The organism is Okeania sp. SIO3B5, assembly GCF_010692555.1.
In the GTDB taxonomy this organism is placed as follows: Bacteria; Cyanobacteriota; Cyanobacteriia; order Cyanobacteriales; family Microcoleaceae; genus Okeania.
Genome location: NZ_JAAHHG010000134.1, coordinates 1 through 22086, shown reverse-complemented (window position 1 = coordinate 22086; position 22086 = coordinate 1). Strand labels below are relative to the sequence as shown.

Annotated in this window: 11 protein-coding genes and 4 pseudogenes; 11 read left to right on the top strand and 4 right to left on the bottom strand. The window is 36.0% G+C overall.

The features are described from left to right. Positions 1 to 198 precede the first annotated feature (198 nt). The 6 genes from F6K54_RS18855 to F6K54_RS18830 all read left to right on the top strand — a co-directional run bounded on the left by F6K54_RS18855 (position 199) and on the right by F6K54_RS18830 (position 9135). Entirely contained in the window at positions 199 to 621 is a 423-nt protein-coding gene (locus F6K54_RS18855) for a hypothetical protein (RefSeq protein ID WP_293080372.1), read from the top strand. 334 nt (positions 622 to 955) lie between these two features. Beyond that, the gene (locus tag F6K54_RS18850) at positions 956 to 1537 is read left to right on the top strand and encodes a hypothetical protein (RefSeq protein ID WP_293080370.1); all 582 of its coding nucleotides are present in this window, start codon (positions 956 to 958) and stop codon (positions 1535 to 1537) included. A 1433-nt stretch (positions 1538 to 2970) separates the two neighbouring features. After that, positions 2971 to 4158 carry an ATP-binding protein gene (locus F6K54_RS18845; RefSeq protein ID WP_366558167.1) on the top strand — a complete coding sequence of 396 codons (1188 nt, stop codon included), beginning with the start codon at positions 2971 to 2973 and terminating at the stop codon, positions 4156 to 4158. A gap of 715 nt (positions 4159 to 4873) precedes the next feature. Next, complete coding sequence (locus tag F6K54_RS18840; protein ID WP_375341980.1) at positions 4874 to 7255, top strand: ATP-dependent helicase; 2382 nt, start codon at positions 4874 to 4876, stop codon at positions 7253 to 7255. A 1307-nt stretch (positions 7256 to 8562) separates the two neighbouring features. After that, the gene (locus F6K54_RS18835; RefSeq protein ID WP_293080368.1) at positions 8563 to 9000 is read left to right on the top strand and encodes a hypothetical protein; all 438 of its coding nucleotides are present in this window, start codon (positions 8563 to 8565) and stop codon (positions 8998 to 9000) included. Between the two features lie 6 nt (positions 9001 to 9006). Beyond that, positions 9007 to 9135, top strand: coding sequence for a hypothetical protein (locus F6K54_RS18830; RefSeq protein WP_293080366.1), 129 nt, complete (start codon positions 9007 to 9009; stop codon positions 9133 to 9135). A 1065-nt stretch (positions 9136 to 10200) separates the two neighbouring features. On the opposite strand, the gene F6K54_RS18825 is transcribed toward F6K54_RS18830, so the two are convergent. Beyond that, positions 10201 to 11778, bottom strand: coding sequence for an NAD(P)H-quinone oxidoreductase subunit N (locus tag F6K54_RS18825; RefSeq protein ID WP_293080374.1), 1578 nt, complete (start codon positions 11776 to 11778; stop codon positions 10201 to 10203). Positions 11779 to 11930: 152 nt separating this feature from the next. On the opposite strand from F6K54_RS18825, the pseudogene F6K54_RS18820 reads away from it, so the two are divergent. The 3 genes and pseudogenes from F6K54_RS18820 to F6K54_RS18810 all read left to right on the top strand — a co-directional run. Continuing rightward, a pseudogene (locus F6K54_RS18820) lies at positions 11931 to 12521 on the top strand (RNA-guided endonuclease TnpB family protein); the annotation flags it as partial. Between the two features lie 459 nt (positions 12522 to 12980). Next, positions 12981 to 13604: pseudogene (locus F6K54_RS18815) on the top strand (RNA-guided endonuclease InsQ/TnpB family protein); the annotation flags it as partial. Between the two features lie 612 nt (positions 13605 to 14216). Beyond that, positions 14217 to 14381, top strand: coding sequence for a hypothetical protein (locus F6K54_RS18810; RefSeq protein ID WP_293080364.1), 165 nt, complete (start codon positions 14217 to 14219; stop codon positions 14379 to 14381). 434 nt (positions 14382 to 14815) lie between these two features. On the opposite strand, the pseudogene F6K54_RS18805 reads toward F6K54_RS18810, so the two are convergent. The 3 genes and pseudogenes from F6K54_RS18805 to rpiA all read right to left on the bottom strand — a co-directional run. Continuing rightward, positions 14816 to 15193: pseudogene (locus tag F6K54_RS18805) on the bottom strand (ribose-5-phosphate isomerase A); the annotation flags it as partial. Between the two features lie 67 nt (positions 15194 to 15260). Next, complete coding sequence (ltrA, locus tag F6K54_RS18800) at positions 15261 to 17117, bottom strand: group II intron reverse transcriptase/maturase (protein ID WP_293080363.1); 1857 nt, start codon at positions 17115 to 17117, stop codon at positions 15261 to 15263. A 590-nt stretch (positions 17118 to 17707) separates the two neighbouring features. Further along, positions 17708 to 18043, bottom strand: a pseudogene (rpiA, locus tag F6K54_RS18795) (ribose 5-phosphate isomerase A); the annotation flags it as partial. Between the two features lie 117 nt (positions 18044 to 18160). Here rpiA and F6K54_RS18790 point away from each other — a divergent pair. After that, positions 18161 to 21820 carry a tetratricopeptide repeat protein gene (locus F6K54_RS18790; RefSeq protein WP_293080362.1) on the top strand — a complete coding sequence of 1220 codons (3660 nt, stop codon included), beginning with the start codon at positions 18161 to 18163 and terminating at the stop codon, positions 21818 to 21820. A 64-nt stretch (positions 21821 to 21884) separates the two neighbouring features. Then, positions 21885 to 22086 (top strand): helix-turn-helix domain-containing protein (locus F6K54_RS18785; RefSeq protein WP_293080361.1); only part of this gene is annotated, 202 nt, incomplete at its 3' end.

Sequence of the window (22086 nt, the reverse complement as noted above, 5' to 3'; positions counted from 1 at the left end):
ATAAGAATTCTTGATAGATAAGTCGCGGGAGGGCATTCTGAGACTCGTGCGCGGACGTGGAGGCAAGTGTAAGACTACCGTCAAGGTAGCAGCAGCCGGTGAGACGTCAACTCGCTGAAGAGCTACGGCTCGGTAGGAATCCCCGTGCCTTTAGGCCGGGGAGGATGTCAAAACGGTTAATATTTGCTATTAAACAAAATGTACAATAATACTTTTTTTGATTTTCCTGTCTACACAGTCATTGAGTTAACATTATTTTTCTCTATTATCTTAGGAATTATTTTTAAAGATATGTTGGAGTATAAATTAACACTATGGCTGAAAAGTAAAGTTTCTCAAAAACAAATAGGTTATCAAACTCCTAATCTTATTACTGCTTATTTAAGCATGACTTTATTTATCTTTCTGTGTGTATCGGCTAGTCTTTCTATCTTTAATATTGTTGAATGGTTATCTATTGTTATAGGTGCAGTAGTAGTATTTCCAACGGCTTTGTTGATTTGGGTGCAATTAGGGTCAATGTTTGAGTTGGTCGAAGCTCAGGGAATAGCGTCTATTAATATTGAAGAATATATGCCTGAAGAAAAAACAATTAAATCAGGAGAAAATGCTAATCAGTAGTTGCTAATATTTTGGAGTAAAGTTGTATGACAATTAATCACAAAAATACTGCAAATTAATATAAATAGAACTACTATCGATAGTAGTTCCCCCAAAAATATATTGTCTGAGTGTAACTAAAATATGAAAAGTAAAATGTAGTTGCTATATTTTTGAATATTTTATCGCAATAAACTATAATAAATAAAGTAAATTTACTTGCAAAAAATAAGCCTTGGTGGTATATTCCTGGTGAGGTTGTTATAAGAAGAAGCAATCGATCAATCGATGTCCAGTTAAACCTGTGAAAACAGATTTAAACTTAGACACTTAGACAAAATTTGGTGAGGTAGTCATGCGTCTTCCAAAATATACAAACTTGACAAGTGCTTGCTTGTCAATATTAATTACATTTGGAACAATTTATCCGGCGATCGCTGCTCCTGAAAATGAAAAAGTTGCCCAAAGGGAAAGAACTAGAGCAGCTGGGGGAGCAAATCAAATGGAGATTGTCGGCTATGTTAAAGGTATTATCGGAAATGTAGTCACAATTCTAGTAGATGAAGAATCCGAATTAGGCATTCCTGGCATTGGACCTAATGATGGTGAACCCACTTATGTCACAATTCCTGAAGAGGAACGTGGTCAACTACGAACTCTATTTTTTTCTCCTAGACATAGAATAGAAATAGCAGGTTTAGTACCTGGAATGCGGGTTTATGCAATTGTGGGCAAAAAGAATGACGACCCTGAAGATCCTTGTGGTTGTATAGATTTCTTTAAAGTCATCCCAGATTATAACTATGAACGGGTAGAAGTTCAGTTACCACAATACAATTTCCAGGGTCCTCCTACTATAGAGTTTCCACCACTTCAGCCACCTCCTCCTATTAGACGGCCACCACAACCACCTCCTCCTGTAAGAGGATTGTGGTAATGTTAGCAAATAAAAAAACTCTATAATTTCTATAATTCTGTAATGCCACTATATAAAATTTAGTGGCATTATTTATTTTAGTTTGACTACTCCCCGTAGCTGTTGCCGAGGGGATTCTAAGTTGATACTACGCAACACCGATAAATCCATGTTGCTTCGTCTCTCATGATTCTGACCAAAGATATATTCTTTGGGGACAAGTCAAGATGCCCCTACACAGTCGGCATAGCGTCTAAACCATGCTTTGCTGCTTACTTTTGTCTAAACATTTAAAGTGGTCTAGTCTAAACGACTCGCTTGTTTTCATCCCCCGGTTAAAACCTATGCTTTATAAACATCTTTCTTAACATAAAACTTGACAAAAATATCATTTGATGTTTGGAACTCTGAAAGCTCCTAGTGTCGTTGCGATCGCAACGACAAAAAACAACTTTTAGGAGTACACAAGTTAGTCAATTTGTCAAAGCTTGTAAAACCAATAAAATGCTCGTAAGCTTTTGATAATAGGCATTATCCACTTTTGTAAAGAATTTTGCTTATAATGGATAGGGTTAAAATACGGGGGCTTTCAACGTCGCTTTTCGGTAATTTATAATAGAGTCGTGACGTTCTCCCTCGTTAAGCTAGGGCTATAACGAGGGTTTCCCTACCTCACGAAGAAGGGTTTCCTGGCTTCTGCTGGTTGAGCATCCTCTTAACCGATCCAGGCAGCAACAATGAGACCCACCGCCGTTTTTTACTGTCCAGTTCTGTAATCACCTAGCTACCTTCAATATTTTACCTTCTAATATAGATTACTAGGACTTCTGAGTTAACCCCAGAGCTTGAGCTGTCTCGATTCTGCAATCAGGTGCGTATTACCGCTACTCCTGATAACATTAATCATAGCATAATTGAAGTTACTTTACTGCAGAAATGAGTTTTTTAGCAGGTCGCAATTCCCCTCCCGTTATAATCTCCGATTTAAGGGGATACCCCTCGCGAGATTTAGCTGGATATAGGAAAAAATTAGGAGGTAAGTTTTCGGCTCGTTGAATATCAAGTGTATTCAACTTTACTTTACTTAAGATGTGGACAACTATTATTCCGGACTTCACATAAAAAATAGTGCTGTTTGAAAACAAACTTAGTAATCAGTTTAGTCCATATTCTATACTGATGCTCGAGTCAAAAAGATTTTATGAACCGACAACTAATAAAAGTAACGGCAAACTGACTCAATCAAAATATTTACTATTACAAAACTTAGGAGTTTTTAGGTACAGCTCAAGCTACGGCTTTATTTCCTATCTAGTTGATTAGTAAGAAAAATAGACCGATAAAAACATAGGGTATAGCTTTTATGCTATGGCTAAATATCAATAAAGTTATGATTTTTGATTTATCTATCTCTTTTGACTCAAAATTTTGTTGTGTCATAGGATTTACAACTTTTGACACTGAATATTTTTTATGATAAATTCATCGACGATCACCAAGACTACCTAACCGAAAGATATACTATATTCCACTACAAAATGAAACTAGAATCACATCAGTTTATTCGCTATTTTGCACCTGAGCAAGCTGCACAAATTTCCCAGATTGCTATTATTAAAAAGTTTAATTCTCGAGAGATTATTTTTGAAGAAGGTGATGATTCAGATTCTTTATTTTTAGTTCTAGAAGGTGAAGTAGAAGTTAGTAAAAGGAGTGGTGATGGAAATAATTATGTTGTGATTACATCTGTTAAATCTAATGGTTATTTGGGAGAGTTAGGGATTATAGATAGAAAGCCAAGAAGTGCTAGGGTAGTTACATCTCAGGAAACTATTTTGGCGAAAATTTACTATGAATCCATAACAGAGATATTAGCTAATACAAAAGGAGATTTAGTCTTACAAATTTTAAGTTTTTTATCTCAAAGATTGCGAACTGTGACAACTGATTATGTCAATCAATTAGCTTATAAAGAGAAAATGACTTTGATTGGAGAGATGGTTAATACTATTATTCACGATTTTAGAAGCCCTTTCACGGGTATTCAATTATCAAGTTCAATGTTAAAAGAACTACATCCCGACCAAGAAAGTCAAGAATGGTGCGATTTAATTTCAATGCAAGTTCAGAGAATGTTAAATATGGCAGAAGAAGTCCTTGCTTTTTCTCAGGGGGATACAACATTATATTGTCAGTTAATTGATATTGCTAAACTCTTACAAAATTTTGCCAAATTAAACCAGGTTTATATTGATTTTGCTTCTGTAGAATTGATAGTTTCTGTGGAAGAGGGTTTAATCATAAATGCTGATGAAAATAAGATTAACCGTGTCCTACAAAATTTATTATCTAATGCTGTAGAAGCTCTCGATCAATCTGAAGGCAAAATAGAAATCAGAGCTAGAAGAAAAGATCGATTAGTTGAAATTACTTTTTCAGATAATGGTCCTGGTATTCCTCAAGAAATTCAGAATAAATTATTTGAAGCTTTTGTAAGTTATGGAAAACAGGGTGGTATTGGATTGGGAACTGCTATTGTTAAGACAATTATTGATGCCCATGATGGGAAGATTTTTTTTGAATCAAGTCCATCTACTGGTACAACTTTTTATCTTCATTTTCCCCTAGCTAAAGTTGATTGAGTTGGGCAAAAATAAACTTATATCTTAGGGAGTAGGGAGTAGGGAGTAGGGAGTAGGGAGTAGGGAGTAGGGAGTAGGGAGTAGGGAGTAGGGAGTAGAAAAGAAGAAAAACAACTGTTCCTCAGTAACTTGAGAAATGCTATATTTGAATTTTTAACTTTTGATTTAAAACGGAGTAGGAAATCAGTTATCAGTTATCAGTTATCAGTTATCAGTACCTCTGCAATAAGGAGGCTTGACATTTCAGTTATCAGTTATCAGTTATCAGTTATCAGTACCTTTGCAATAAGGAGGCTTGATATTTCAGTTATCAGTTATCAGTACCTCTCCAATAAATGAGGCTTGACATAAGGAATATGCTCTTTTTTTATCTCCTTAAAAGGGGAGGCGTATACCCACAATTTTTCGGTAATATTTGAATTTTTAACTTTTGATTTAAAACGGAGTAGGAAATCAGTTATCAGTTATCAGTTATCAGTTATCAGTACCTCTGCAATAAGGAGGCTTGACATTTCAGTTATCAGTTATCAGTTATCAGTTATCAGTACCTTTGCAATAAGGAGGCTTGATATTTCAGTTATCAGTTATCAGTACCTCTCCAATAAATGAGGCTTGACATAAGGAATATGCTCTTTTTTTATCTCCTTAAAAGGGGAGGCGTATACCCACAATTTTTCGGTAATATTTGAATTTTTAACTTTTGATTTAAAACAAAGTGACCGACGATTTCAATAATAATTTTCCTCCATATACTGATATTAAAACGAATACAAAGAATACAGAAATTGGCTTATCATTAGCAAGTTTAAGAGAAAAAGCAATTCAACAAATTCGTTCCAATTTACGGCCTGGGCAACAACAAATGGCTGACTGGCAAGGAGGGCCTTTAGGAGTTTCAGCAGTTCCTGGAGCAGGAAAATCATACGGGATGGCAGCAGCAGCAGCTTTAGCGATCGCTCGTTATCAGCTACATAGTAATCGTCAGTTAATTGTTGTTACTTTTACCCGTTCTGCAGCTAGTAATATTAAAACTAAAATCCGCAAACATTTAAAGGAATTATCTTTACCTCAAGGCAGTTTTATTGTTCATACTTTACATGGTTTGGCTTTGAGTATTGCCATACGTCATCCTGAATTATCTGAGTTAGATTTAGAAAATACTACTTTAATTCTTCCTACTCCAAGCAGCAGAATAACTCGCACTTGTGTAGAAAATTGGATTGCAAATAATCCCAGACATTATCAACTTTTAATCGAAGGAGTTCAATTTGATGGAGAAGAAACTGAACGTTTAAGAAGGCAGTCTGTTTTACGCACTGAAGTTTTACCTCAATTAGCTTGGAAAGCAATTCAACAAGCAAAAAGTTCTGGTCTTAAACCAGAAGATTTATGGCAATTACGAGACAAAATTAATGACCATTATCAAGTTGTGACTATTGCTGCTAATTTATATCAAACATATCAGGAAATATTGAGAGAAAATCAATTAATTGACTACGATGAAATGATTTTAGCCGCGTTGCGGGTATTAGAAAATGAAGGTGCTAGAAAAATGTGGCAAAATCAAGTTTTTGCAGTGTTTGAAGATGAAGCTCAAGATTCTACGCCTTTGCAAACTAAACTTTTAAAAAAACTGGCTAATTCAAGTGAAAATGATGATGATATTTCAGAAAATAATGGAATTTCTCAAGAGCAAAAATTATCACAATTAAATAATCTCAACCTCATGCGTGTTGGAGATCCAAACCAAGCAATTAATTCTACATTTACTCCAGCAGATCCAATAGATTTTCGGCAATTTTGTGAAGACTGCGAACAATTAAATAAATTGGCAACTATGGAACAAGCAGGCCGTAGTTGTCAAAAAATTATAGATGCAGCTAATTTTGTGTTGAAATGGGTAAATAATTCAGAATTAACAGGAATAGAAAAACCATTTCGAGACCAAAATATTCATCCGGCAAATGATAATCCTTCAGCTACTGGTGGTGGTTTAGAAATATATGAACCCCGAGATATTTACCAAACACTTGAGTTGATGGGTAAACGCATAATTAATTTATTTAAAGAAAATCCCGATGGTAATTTTGCTGTATTAGTACGGGAAAATAAACAAGGTAAATTTATTACAGATACTTTTTCTAATCCTGGAAAATATGGAATAGATATTGATTTAGGCAAACAAAATATTTCAATACATGATGTTTCTCAAGGAGCACGTCACTCTCAAATTCCAGCAGAAATATTGGCATTAATGCAATTTATTGACCGCCCTCATTCTCCAGATTATTTAAAATCTGCTTTGAAAGTTTTGGGCGATCGACACTTAATTCCTAAGCAAGATTATAATGTTTTTGCCTCTCAACCAGAACAGTTTCTTTACCCAGGGCCTCTCGATCCTTATCAATCAGAAAAGGTGCGTAAATGTCGTGATTTTTGTCGTGGTTTGCTCAGGGCAAAATCAGAATTACCTCTGTATCAATTAATTTCTTTTCTTGCTTTAGCTTTAAATTATCAACAATCAGATTTAGCAACTGCGGATAAGTTAGCAGAAAGAGTTGCTAAACAAACTTTTGATAATAGTTCGATGAATTCTATTTTAGAAGTTTTAAGTGAAATTGTAGGTTCCGAGAGATTTGAACCTGTTGAAGTGGATGAAGATGCAGAGAAAAATTATACTCGCCCTCAGCAACTTACTATTATTACTATGCACAAAGCTAAGGGTTTAGATTGGGATTATGTCTTTTTACCTTTTTTACATGAAAATATAATTCCTGGTAATTTACGAGTTTTGCCACAGGTGAATTTTTTGGGAGAATTTGACTTAGCTGAAGTGGCAAGAGCGCAAATTCGTGCCAGTTTACAAGGGCAAGATTTACCAGACATTTCTACTGCTTGGAAACAGGCAGGATATCTGAAGACGGCAGAGGAATTTCGGTTACTATATGTGGCTATGACTAGAGCAAAACGCTTGTTGTGGATGTCTGCTGCTAAGTTAGCTCCTTTTACTTGGAATAAACCAGACAGTTTACAGGAGCAAAAACCTTGTCCAGTTTTACCTGTATTGAAGACTGAATTTCCTGATAGTTTCAGATAAATTTAAAAGCATCAAAACAGAGTTTCACTATAGTATTCCAGAAGAAGGAAGAAGGAAGAAGGAAGAAGGAAGAAAGAAGAAGGAAGAAGGAAGAAGGAAGAAAGAAGAAGGAAGAAGGAAGAAGGAAGAAAGAAGAAGGAAGAAGGAAAAATCTTACATTGTTCTGAGTTTTAAGCTTTTTATCTGTCCTAACCTTTTCTTATACCATTTCTCTGTAACAATGCGCTTAATAATTCTTACCAAAACCTGAATTTTACTAATAGCTGTTATCTTTTATTAAGCGCAACTTCATGAATAAATGGTATTAGACTGCTATAATTAGCGCCTCACATAAATTCTGGATAAATATTTATAATTTCTACAATTAGGTATAGATTAAAAGTTCTCCTAACTGATAACTGAAATGATCTATCTTCCTCTTGTAGTAAATGCTAAATTTTCTCAATCATATATCTTAAGGTAAGCGTTCACAAAATTATAAATAAAACATATCAACTGACCGGATTTAAACAGAGGAAGCAGTAAAATTTAATATATAGCAATCCTAAATCATTTGTAATAATTTTATTGCTTCGGTGTTTCTCATTCCCTGTCCCCTGTTCCCCATTCCCTATTCCTTAAAATCTACAATATCTCACAACTCAAATAAGATTGCTATAATTGATTTGACATTGAGAATAAAAGCCCTATTTTCAAAATTATATTGACAAGGCAGATAGTATATGTAAAAATCTTTTAAACTTCTAAAATATAGGGGATCGATAAATTATTGACTAGATATGATTTTTTAATACATTATGCGTATCTACTTGACTCACACTTTTGAATTAAGTAAGAGAATAAAAAATTTGAGTAGTTATACTTCAATTTAACTCAAAAAACAAATCCATGTAAGTATTAATTACTATCAACTATCAAGTTTATTATCCTGGAAATTTATCCCATAATTAACCCATAATTTTTATAGTGATTTTAATCACATTAAAACTAGATAAGGGGTCACATACCTTATGGGAAAAGTAGAAGATTATAATAGAAGGTAGGAGAAGTTAGGAATAAAGAATAACGTAAGCATTCAGCTATTAGCAGTCAGCTTTCAGCAACAAGACTCTCTTATATAGGACAGTGTTTAAATTAATATAGAATTTAAGGGCAAGAGAGCCAACTTTTGTAGTAAGATAATTAAATATTGCTTTTATCGTAAACTAAAAGAAATAGATGATAGCTGATGGCTGACGGCTGAATGCTTACAGAATAACTTCTCTCTCCACAAAAACAATTTACCCTAATTTATTTACTGAAAAATTATGTACACTCCCCTAATTAAAAAAGTTATAGCTAAAGCTTGTAATGTTAGTATTGATGAATGTGTAGAAGTTCAGAGATTAAAACTAGAAGTTCAAAGATTAACCCAGGAAAATCAAGAACTAACAGAACAATCACAACAATATCAAAAAGAAAATCAAGAACTGCAAAATAAATTAACCAACCTGAGAATGCAATTAGCAACTCTCTCAGAACAGTCCCCCCCTCTAACCCACTCTTTATCTGCTAATTTAATATCTTCAAAAGAATCAACCAAAACAAAAGTTATTTTAGTTGATTCACCAACTCCAGAACTAGAAGAAGATCGAGGTAAAACTGTAGAACTTCTAAATCAATTACCAAACGGTATGTGGCACGTTAAAGTTGAATCAGGAGTTCAAGTTATTCTCAAACCAGAAGCTCTAAAAGTTCTAGCATAGTTTTCTTTGAAGAAGGAAGAAGGAAGAAGGAAGAAGGAAGAAAGGAAGAAAGGAAGAAGGGAAATTTGCTTATGGATAGTCTTCGACACGCCACTACGTGTCTACAAACCACAAACAATTTTAAGTACAGTTTAGACAGTGGGGAATTAAACCCACTCAAGAAAAGATAATATTCTGAAATGGTGAAAAATTTCTAATACCATTTCTCAATGAAGTTGCACTTAATATAAAGATGAGAATAGTCAGTTTAATAAGGTCTGAGCAATAATTATTAAGCGCATTTTTACAGAGAAATGGTATTAAGATACTTTTATGTAGAGGTAGTTTGAAATAAAGGCATAAATTCAGCCCACGAAAATACTTACTTCTAATATAATTAGCCTCTACTCTAAATACAGAGTATTTCATATTAGTAAGGTACACTAATCGCGGGCAAGATGCCCGCACTACGAACACTTTACCATTTATATTTGTACCTCATTTACCTGAAATATGCTGTATCTTGATAAATAGATAACTGAACTTGATATTACCTATTGAATTTCTGAAAATCAGGTGATACTTTAGATACAAAAAATTTAGTAAACTTTTAATTATTTAGGTGATATATGACAATTTTTGGAAAGGTAATAAAGAATAACTGAAGAGAAAAAAATACTCTACCTCATTAATACTAGAGCCTGTATAAGACAAAGAAATAGGTTGTTATAGCAGTAGAAAGAAAGATTAGTAGGAAATATAAAAAACTTAAAACTAAAACAACGCAAGATTTTTCCTTATCTCCTAGATAACTAATACAAATTCCCAAAAATAATGCTATACTTCATTGGCATTTCAGTTATTAAGTTATTAACTTATGTCGAATAACTTTTTTGCTACTCTGAGGTAAGTTAATGTTAATTATTCTTATGTTTAATTCTCCCCCACTCCCCCACTCCCTCACTGCCCTACTATGCGAAAATATAGAAAAGTTTTTGATAAATGCTATAAAACCTTCTTCTTTCTGTAATAAAAACTCCAACAATTCGACCTATCTATTGAACAGAAAAAATGCTCGACTCAATAAGCCGAACATTTCTTACTTTTGCTGAATCAAAAGAATTAAAACTAATGCAGGATGGCGGAAATAATTGACCAGTTACAAAATCCTAAAACAATTACAAATCAATACTTTTGACTTTTGAATTCCGCGTAGCGGCACTAATTATTTTGCGACAAAGAAAAACTTGGTTTACTAGCTACTGAATTAGTTTCAACAGTCTGAACTAAAACCGAATTCAACATAGGAGTTTTAGCAATAGCATTGTTAGCCAAAGTAAATAAAGGATTAGATAAAATTCCAGCTAAAGATGTTGCTAAAACAGACAAAATCAACCCTACTTGTAAAGGACGCATACCCGAAATATCCCAACGAATAGGAGGATAATTTTTAATTACATCCGACATTTCTTGCGGTTCTTTTACCACCATCATTTTCACCACACGAATGTAGTAGTAAATAGAAGCAACACTGGTAATTAATCCTAACAAAACTAACCAATATAACCCAGCTTGCCAACCTGCCCAGAACAAATAAATCTTGCCAAAGAAACCCGCTAGTGGAGGAATACCACCTAAAGAAAGCAAACAAAGACTCAACCCTAAAGTTAATAGTGGGTCTTTTTGATATAACCCTGCATATTCACTAATTTGGTCTGTACCTGTACGGAGAGAAAATAGAATCACACAGGTAAAACCACCCAAATTCATAAACAAGTAAATTAGCAGGTAAAATATCATACTAGCGTAACCAGCTTCAGTATTCGCCAAAAGACCAATCATAATAAAACCCGCTTGTCCAATAGATGAATAAGCAAGTAGACGTTTCATGCTGGTTTGGGCCAGAGCAACCACATTACCCAATACCATACTCAATACAGCAAGGGCAGTAAATACAAAATGCCACTGTTCCGAAACTAGAGGGAAAGCAGTAACCAAAAGACGAATAGCTAGAGCAAAACCAGCCGCTTTAGAACCCACCGAGAGAAAGGCCACAACTGGAGTAGGAGAGCCTTCATAAACGTCCGGAGTCCATTGGTGAAAAGGGACAGCAGAAATTTTGAAAGAAATACCAGCGATCGCGAATACTAAAGCAATAACTAGAGCGAGTGAAATACCGCCACTTGCTACATCAGCAATACTAGAGGCGATCGCTGTTAACCTAGTTTCTCCACCAGACAAACCATAGAGAAGGGAAATGCCATAGAGAAAAACTGCCGAACTTGCAGCGCCAATAAGTAAATATTTTAATGCTGCTTCATTGGAACGGGGGTCACGTTTTGTGTAACCAGTTAATAAATAAGAGGAGATACTCAGGGTTTCCAGAGAAACAAAAATCGTCACCAATTCATCTGCTCCAGAAAGGAACATTGCCCCCAAAGTAGCGGTGAGCAGAATACAAATAAATTCTCCTAGTGGAGTCCCAGTTTGTTCTATGTATGCCACCGACATCAATATAGTGGTAATTGCACACAGAGCAATGATACCTCTAAATACTACACTGAGGGCATCAGCATTAAAGCCTCCCAAAAAGCCGATGGTATTTGTACTGTCCCATTGAGTATATAAGGCCACAATAGCTATGGATAGACCTACTATGGCTGCGTAGGGAGTCCATTTAGCAGAAGTACGTCCTACTATGAGGTCTCCAACGAGAACTACAAGTAGGGTAATTACAACTATTGCTTCTGGAAGGATAGTGCCTGCGTTAAGCTGGGCCGCAATGTTAGAGAAATCTATCATGTTAGATAATTTGAAATTTTTTGTGTAACTAACTAAAAATTTTGGCTGATTAATAATCCTTTACAGATAAAAAGCGGGTCTAAAGCCCCATCGTTCACGACGGATTATTTTGAGCTATGATAGTTTATTGTGAACGACAATGATCGACCATGCTTGTTTTTGAGATAAAGTTGCAGGGAAAACAAAGCCAGTACAGGAAGCTAGACGAAGCTATCCGTACAGGCCGGTTTGTTCGCAACAGCGTCATCAGAGCATGGTTAGATGGTCAGATTAAAAGTCGCAACGATGCCTACAAGTTATGCAAGGTACTGTCGGACAATCCAGAGTTTCCTTGGGTGGCCAGGTTGAACTCAATGGCACGACAAGCACATGCAGAAAGGGCATGGGCATCAATCGAGCGATTCTATCGGAATTGTAGGCAAAAGATACCAGGCAAGAAAGGTTTTCCAAAGTTTAAGAAATACCAAGTTAGAGCATCTATTGAGTATAAGACATCGGGCTGGAAACTCTCAGATGATAGGCGTTATTTAATCTTTTCAGACAAGTTCCAAGCAGGTACATTCAAACTTTGGGGAAGTCGAGACTTGCACTTCTATCAAATCAAGCAAATTAAGCGAGTTAGGGTGATTAGAAGGCATGACGGATATTATGCACAATTCCTAGTAGACCACGAACGAGAGGAGAAGAAAGAACTCACAGGAAAACATACAGGGTTAGATGTGGGTTTAAACTATTTTTACCGAAAAGCGACGTTGAAAGCCCCCGTGTTTTAACCGGGGGATGAAAACAAGCGAGTCGTTTAGACTAGACAACTAAAGTTTTCCTGTGGTATTATTACCTACAATAACTTTCTGTCAGCCCCCTTTCAAATTTAGATGGTGACAATCTACCTAAATTATGGTGAAAAACCCAATGATTGGAAACCGTCAGGAAAAAGAATAAAGCGTGGTTTGTATAGAACCGATAATAATTAGTGTGAAGACTGCAGGCTTTAATGGGGCTAAATATAATCACAAAAGTAAGCAGAAAGCTAAGTTTAGACGCTATGCCGACTGTGTAGGGGCACTTTGGCTTGTCCCCAGAGAGTGTATCTTTGGTCAGCTAAGAAAAAACGAAGCAATATGAATTTATCCTGTTGCGTAGTATCAACTTAGAATCCCCGTGACTTAAGTCCGGGGAGTAGTCAAACTGATTGTTCTGGTAATCAAATAGAAAATCCTCGGTTTTGGAGGAAGGATGAGCACAAAATCAAAAGGTTGCAACGTAGATTATCAAGAACCCAAAAAGGGGGTCAAAACCGTAATAAGGCCAGAAATAAATTAGGTAGAGCACATCTGAAGGTTTCACGCAGACGTAACGATTGGGTTTGTAAGTTAGCCCAACACGTCATCCAGTCTAACGATTTGGTTGCAGTTGAAAACCTACGGATACGGAACATGGTGAAAAACCATCATTTAGCCAAATCAATTAGCGATGCAGGTTGGTACAAGTTTAGAGAATGGTTAGAATATTTTGGCAGACTGTATGGAGTTCCAGTTATTGCTGTTGAGCCAGCATATACTTCCCAGAATTGCTCTAATTGTGGTGAAAAAGTGGTCAAAACTCTCAGCACTAGAACCCATAAATGTCCCCACTGTGGGTATGTTGCAGGCCGTGATCAAAACGCTGCGGAAAATATTCTCAAAGCTGCATTAAAACAGTTAGCAAATACCGTCGGGCAGACGGAAATCAACGCCTCTGGAGAGAATGGCCTCTGCTTTGTTGGGGAAACTCAACCTAGTAAGTCAGCTCGAACTAAGAGAAAGAGGAAACCCAAATCGTGAGGTTTGAAATCTCCTATGCTTTAGCCAGGGGAGGATGTCAAAGTACAGGATTGTAGCGTTTTTCCAGAGATTTTTTGGTTTTTTATTAGGTGAAGCAGAAAAAACCAAATTTTTCTAAATTATTGGAGAAGGAAGAAGCAAGAAGGAAGGAAGGAAGAAGGAAGAAAAAACGGACGGGGACTTAAACCCCAATTGTAAACACCGTGTAGACGGCGGGGTATTAAACCCAAAATAAAAAGATAAAATTTAACTTCTAAGGCTTAACTAATATTTATTATGACATTGCAAAGTATGCTTAATAAAATTTAATTAACTAGGAGAGATCCTCGTTAAGGGATAAAAAAAGATGATTTTCAAAGTCCTCACTTAACCATATAGCTTATTGCTGATGGTTTACACATCCATTAATCATCAAGACTTTCAGGCATTTTATTAAAAAGATTTAGTCAGAATATTTGTGAATGACTCTACAAGGGATAGCCTACTGAAACATACTTTGTTTGGTGTCTACTAGCTAATAATAACTGACAGTTTTCAGTAACCGGGCTGGTTTATTTTTTCTCGTGATGTTAAATTAAAAATGTAAGTAATATAATAAAAGAGGAAAAAAAAATGTCCATGATGAACAAAAATTCACCAAAAAGCCTCGTTAAATTAAATGAGGTTCATAAGGTCAATATAGAAAAAAGATTAGCTCATCGTCTGGAAGCAGCTAGAGCTCAAGGAAACCAAGATTTAGTGAAAGCTTTGGAATCTGAAAGAAAACTACTGAACTAAATAAGTTTCTTTGAATCCTAATCTATAGCAGGGAACAGGGAACAGCGGTGCGGCCCCGCGTCGGTGGCAGACATAAGGGAATGCTGATCAAGAGAGGGAACGCGCACCAAGACAGGGAAAAGTTGGTAAAACATTTCCTAGTCTAAGATTCATCATCAGTAATTGTACTAACCAATTCTTTCTTAGCTATAGTTAATAGTAGTCTTTTCTCATGTTAATTAGTTACTTGTAAAGCTCGGTATCTTGAAGATACCGAGCTTGATAATTTTGAGTAACTTTTGTTCTCTAGATAGTTATTTTTTCAATTGCCAAAGCATTAGTTAAGACATAGGTGAATTTTAGAGGAAAAAAAACGTGAGTCGCGCAGAAAGATACCAAATTGGTTCCATAACACCTAAAACCTACAACCTATAACCTAACACCTACCATCTTCTTCAAGAAATCTCTCGAACTATTGGCTGCCCATCCTGAAGTTCTCCAACTAATATTACATCTGCAACCCCCACAAATAAACCATTTTCCAAAACGCCAGGAATATTATTTAAACTTTTTTCTAATTCAGCAGGGTTATCAATAGAATTAAACTTAACATCAATTACTAGATTACCCTCATCCGTAACTACAGGTCCAGCTTTCTTCACACCCATCCGAAGTTCTGGTTGACCACCAAGTTTTTCAATTGCTCGAATTACAGGAGTCATTGCCATCGGTATAACTTCTACCGGGAGCAAAAAAGTAGAACCCAACCTATCTACTAATTTAGAACTATCTACTACTACAATAAACTGTTCTGCCAAACAGTCCACAATTTTGTTAAACTAAGCCAGTTTGTTACCAAACCGACTCGTCTTCAGAACCGGACGTGAGACTTTCACCTCATCACGGCTCCTCTCTTAAACGTCCCTTGTCATGGGTACATCCCTGCCTTAATATCAACATATCATCAACCCATAAATAACCTTCAGGTAAGTCCTGTGACTTTGGTTGTATGTATGTCTTTTTATCTAAGGCAGTTTTAGTATCGTGGCAATGTCGGTGCAACAATTGTTTATTCTTATATGTGTTGTCACCACCTTTAGACCTTGGTTTTATATGGTCAACTTCAATTAGGTCAGTTGGTCTAAAAGTTAGTCCACAAGATGCGCATTTATTCTTTTGCCGTTTTAACAGCGTTGTAACTTCTTTCCTTACGCCTGGATGTTTACCGATTCTGCTACTCCAATAAGTCCAATCGCCGTCATAAGGGGATTTAATACCTTTCACTTTTATGTGTCTAATAATGGGGACATCTGAGTGTTGGTTTAGTATATACTCGCCGTCATTAAGTACCCAATTCCTGGTTTCTTTGCAGCGAGGGAAATACTTTTTCTTTATCCAAGCTGCTGACTTATTTGGATGCCTCCTACTTGCCCATCGACCTAGCCTTTTCAATAAAAGCATATTCATTTTACTGAATATTTCTTTACTGGCCACCGTTGAGAAGTAGTTAGCCCATCCCCTAATTACCGGATTTAATTTAGCTATTAAAGCTTTAGTGGTAGCGGTTTTAAGCTTGTCACATATATCCGCTAATTTCCGATAGTGAGTTTTTATACTCTTGGAGGATGGTTTAATTAGCGTTTTAAATCCTTGTTCGGTTGACTTAACCTTAAATTGCCTAATTGTGAATCCTAAGAAGTCAAATCCGGGTTTATTGCCTTCATATTCTTCCAAGGTGTGGGCAATCTTGGTTTTTTCTGGTTTTAGTTCTAACCCTATCTGACTTAACCATTCCTGTACCACGGCTTTTGCTTGTAGCACTATTTTGATGTCTTTGTGTAGGATGACAAAGTCATCAGCATAGCGTATTAAGGATAATGCTGTTTTATTATCTCGCTTTCTTCCTGGTAAGGTTTCAGCAAATTTGTTTAAACACTCCTCCATACCGTGTAAGGCGATGTTTGCTAGTAAGGGCGATATTACCCCTCCCTGTGGTGTACCTTCCACAGATTCTAGGAATTGATTATTATCAAACGCCCCAGACTTTAACCATTGTTTAATTAATCGTCTGTAGGGAGATTGACCTATCTTTCCTAGAAGTGCATCGTGGTTAATTCGGTCAAAACATTTGGATATATCTGCATCAAGCACATATTTTGGTTTATGGTTAATGCTTATATGGATTGCCTCTATGGCGTCATGTGTTGACCACCGGAAAAGACCATAGCTATTAGGCTCAAAACGTGCCTCCCATTCTGGTTCCATACCTAACTTCACCAGGGCTTGTAACGCTCTGTCGTACATCGTGGGGATGCCTAACGGGCGTTTTTCATTTTTTCCTGGTTTTGGTATCCAGACACGGCGGGTAGGACTTGCTTTGAGGTAACGTGAGTTCAGGAGGTCAACCAAGTTAAAGCGCTGCCTTGGAGGAAGGTTTTTAATTCCATCCACCCCAGCAGTTTTCTTGCCTTGGTTATCCTGAGTTACTCGCCTAACAGCTAGCAACCTAGGGTAATAACTTTTGTTCAGAAGTTTTTGATACTTGCGCATTTTGCGGATTTCACCACGGCTGGATGCTCTGTAAATTAACTTTTGCAACTTAAATACATATTTTTCTACCTTCTTCCAGTTAATATCTTTCCATTTAAGGTTTGGGTTGGTACTAACTTGATTCGGTATATCGTCTGTATCCCATGCCACGCTTAAAAATGGTCTAGGATTTCCTAGTTTTCTTTTTAGTGTTTTAGCTTTATTCATAGCTAATCATTCCTTTACATTACGTCTAACAGTAGGTACGTCTGCATTACTGCTTTTTACCTAATCCTACTCTCCCTAAGACCTGCAACCATTGTGCAGATTGACCTTGAATGGCTTCCTAAGATTTCGACCTATATACTTAGGTGTCTTAGAGAGGTTTCCTCGTTCCCTTATTCCTTTATTACGGCTGATTTAGTGAGGTAAAATCTCCCGGAGGGTTCGGCATGGTTGCTGATAATCTCCGCGAAATAAGATTATCCATTGACCCTCTGACTTTCGTCCTACATCCCATAGCTACCTTGGGGATGGTTCATATCACGAGAGTTTAATTACCTTCCTGTTCGTCCACTTGTCAGCCTTTGCTTGCGGTATCGTTCCTGGTAACTGGTCTTTTCCCGCTTTTAGGCCAGCTTCGGAGATTGATGTTCAGTCTCTACTCCGTGGCCTATGCTGTCAACCCAACAACAAGGCGGGTGGAATCTCACCACCAAGGTAATAAGAGTTATTCACAAGTCGAGGTTGTCCTCATGTATTGACTTGGAATGGCCATTTATACCTAGTTTCCTAGTTTAGTGGCCAACGAGTCGCACTTCACGGGTATGAGCTGCTCCACCACCCTTGATGAGATTTTTCTGTGGGTCAACTTCATCGGCACCATCAATGGCAATATCCATGTGGTCAACTTCATCGAGGGTGGTTAATGGTACACCATACTGTTTAGCTAATACATTTGACTGAAAGGAGGTAGGGATACCTTTGATATCTTTGAGTTGACCACTTTGTAGACGTTCCCCCAAAAATTGAATCATATAGGCAGCGGTCGATCCTGTGCCTAACCCCACTATCATTCCAGACTTTACTCGGTCAGCAGCAGCTTTGCCGACTTGCTGTTTCATTAATTTAGTGGGGTCTTGTTCTGTGACCATAGTCTATACTCCTGATCTTAAGATAAAATAAAATAACAAACACTGTTTAACTTTACCAAAAAAATGGGTTTAAAGCCTCGCCATTCTAGAGCGACTTTATAAGGGTTCGTAGAGAAAATGTTAGCTGAAAATTATTTCAACACAGCCAATCAATTGAAAGATTCTGGACAACTTTATACAGCGATGATTGCTTATCAAAAAGCTTTGAGTATTAAACCAGATTATGTTGAAGCTTACAAGAGGTTAGCTGAAGTATATTTGATGCAAGAAAATTTTGATGCAGCGATTTCCGCTTGCAAGGAAGCAGTTAAAATTCAACCAGATTTTGCTTCTATTTATTTGACTTTAGGGAATATTTTTCAACATCAAAATTTATTTGAACAGGCAATTAATACTTATCATCAGGCGTTAAAGATTCAACCAGATTTTGCACAAGTATATGCTAATCTTGGCAGTGTTTATTATAAACAGAGGGAGTTTAATTTAGCTATTTTTAATTATAAAAAAGCTTTAGAAGTTAATCCTGATTTGGCACCTGTGCAGTTGATGTTGGGAAATGTACTTTCTCGAATAGGAGAATTTGATCGGGCAGTTTATTGTTATCAAAAGTTGCTGCAAATTGAACCAGAAGAGCCTAAAGCTTACTGCAAGTTAGCAGAGGTATTTGCTCTGTATACAAATCTTGAACCAGCTTTTGATTATTATCAGAAATCTTTATCTATTCAACCAAATTATCGGGAAGCTTTTGTCAAGTTATATAAGTTGCTAAGACCTGGAACTACTGAACGTCAATTGGAGGAATTATTCACTGAATGGCAAAGATTAGCAGGGGAAAATAATCAGAATATAAAGGAATATATTGATTCGGTAATTCAGGTTGAAGAAGTAAGAAGGAAGAAGGAAGAAGGAAGAAGGAAAGGGCAAAATCGAGAAACTATTATTCCTGATGAAGACCATGAAATTAAAACTGCTAATGTCAATCTAATTCCAGAGCAAAAATTTGAAGCTTTCGAGAATAATACCGAGAATTTGTCCGGTCTAAACCAAGTCAAGAAAAATCAGGAGAAATTCATTCAAGGTAAAATCTTTGAACACCAAGAATTAGAAACAGAAAAGGAAAAATTTATAAGAGAAGAAAATGGAGAACCTATTATTCCTGATGGAGAGCATGGAATTCAACCTGCTACTTTTAATTGGATTCCAGACCAAAAGGTAGATAGTTTTGAGAATACTTCTGATAATTTACCTTACCCAAATGAAGTAGAAGAAAATTTGGAAAAAACAGGTAAAGTTACGACTTTTGAATATCAAGAATCAGATTCAGAATTTCCCAAAAAATTATTAAAATTTCCAGCAGCAGAAACTTATAGAAATCAAGCCGATATTGCTCTCGGAGAAGGAAATTTAGAAGTAGCGATCGCTCGCTGTAAAGAGGCTTTAAAAATTCAACCGGATTATGCTCCATGTTATGTAACTTTAGGAAATGCTTTTTACAGACAAAATAATTTAGCAGCAGCTTTGTCTGCTTATAATAGGGCATTAGAAATTGAGCCGGAAGTTGCAGAAGTTTATGGAAATGTGGGTAGTGTCTATTTGCAGTTAGGTCAATATAAACAAGCACTTTTTTATTATCAAAAGGCTGTTTATTTAAAACCTAGTTTGGCTGGTATTTATTGGAATATTGGTAAACTATTTCAATATTTAGGAAAGGTTGATGAAGCTCTGGAATCTTGGGAAAAAGCATTAGAAATTCAACCAGATATAGTAGAGGCAGATTTTCACTTTAAATTAGGCAATACCCTAGTTAAATTGAGTAGAATTAACGACGCAGTTAGAAGTTATCAAAGAGCTATTAATCTCAAACCGGATTATACCGAAGCTTATAGTAATCTAGCTAATATTTTAGGTAAACAAGGAGATAGAGAAGCAGCAGCGAAGTATTATCAGAAAGCATTAAATATTAATCCAGAACTCAAACACTTACATGAAAAAATAGCTAATAATTTATTGCTGAAAGGAGACTACGACCAAGCAATTCATCATTATCAAATAGCCATTAAATATAATCCTAACTCCTATGATGCTTATGCCAACTTAGGAACAGCACTTTCCAATAAAGGATTATTAGAATCAGCACTAGAAAAATATCATAAAGCATTAGAAATTAAACCAAATTGGGCAGAAGTATATTCTCGTATCGGACATATTATTAAACAAGAAAAAATGGAAGAAGCGATCGCTTTATTTGAAAAAGCGATCAAAGTTAAACCACAATTTGTTGAAGCTCATCAACAATTATGTGATTTACTCAGTCATACAACTAAACTTGCCCATGCTAGAAAAGCAGCCGATAATTTTTGTAATTCTTGTGGAGAAATAGCTCCTATTCTTTCAGGTACTGCCTTTTTATTCGCCTATTTTCAATCTGGAGTAAGTGATATGGCAAACTCCAAACTTTCAGAAGTAGAAAAAAATTGTTATCAAAGCTGTGAAACCTTCAGCGAATTAGAAATAAAACTACTCTATGAAATTTTCTTATTTGCCATACCTCACCTCCGGGATAACTTAGAAGGAAACGCTAAATTTTACAAATTAATAGCCAAACAATATTATCAAAATAGAGTCAAAAATTATCAAACTCCAAAAACTCATATTTCTACTTCCCAATCCCTAAAAATAGGATTCCTTTCCAAACATTTTCGCCGTCATTCAGTAGGTTGGTGTAGTGAAGCCTTAATTAGAGAATTATCTCAAATTACACCTCACGTTCATCTATATATTACAGGTCCGTTGAAGCGAGATGATATTACTCAAAGATTTGAACAAATGTCTGTCAAAACCTATTGGCCGAAAAAATATCCTAATGGGTTTCCATCCTACGAAGAAATTGTCGAACAAATATTAGAAGACAAGTTAGATGTAGTAGTAGATTTAGATTCAATGACATTGCCAGTAAATGTACATATTATCCATGAAAAACCTGCGCCAGTTTGTGTTTCTTGGCTAGGTTTTGATGCACCCTATATTTCTGAAAATAATTATTTTTTATGTGACTCGTATACTCACCCTGAAGGAAGAGAAAAATATTATCTAGAAAAATTAGTTAGATTACCAGAAACATCTGTAGCTGTGGGTGGGTTTGATAGTCATTTAGTTGATAGAAATACTGCTAGAAATAGTATCGGTATTGACTCAAATAAGATGGTTTATTTGTGTATAGCACCGGGACGAAAAACGAATCCAGAAATGGTACGCGCTCAATTAAAAATTTTGCAACATACACCAGAAAGTATATTAATTCGTAAAGGTCAAGGAGATGTAGATATAATTTATCAAACTTATCGTCAAGAATCTGAAAATATAGGGGTAGACTTTAATCGAATTATCTTTTTAGGACAAACTCAAACAGAAGAAGAACATCGAGCAATTTATCAGATAGCAGATGTTTTATTAGATTCTTATCCCTACAATGGAGGTACTCATAATTTGGAAGCTTTATGGGCAAACTTACCAATAATAACTAGAGCTGGAGAACAATATTTATCTCGGATGGGTTACTCATTTTTGCAGAATGTAAATTTGGATATAGGAGTAGCTTGGAGTTGGGAAGAATATACAGAATGGGGAATTAAATTAGGTAAAGATTTAGGCTTAAGAAATTCGGTGCGGGAGCATTTGCAGAGGTCAAAAAATCCAGATAATTTAGCGCCTTTGTGGAATCCTAAAAAATTGGCAAAACAGATGTATCAGATATTTGTTGAACTCAGAAATAAGTAAGAAGGAAGATGGAAGTTGAAAAACTTGTATTATTATATTGCTATCACCCCGGAAAATCTCCACCATGCGCACTGCCTACCAATATAAATTAAGGCCCAATAAAGAACAGTTAGCCACAATAGAAATGTGGTTGGAATTATTGCGTCGGCAGTACAACTATCGGTTAGGTGAAAGATTCTCATGGTGGTCAGAAAACCGTTGTCCGGTTAATGCTTGCCCTTTGGTAATGCCAATTCCAAGACTCAGGGATAATCCAGATTATTACT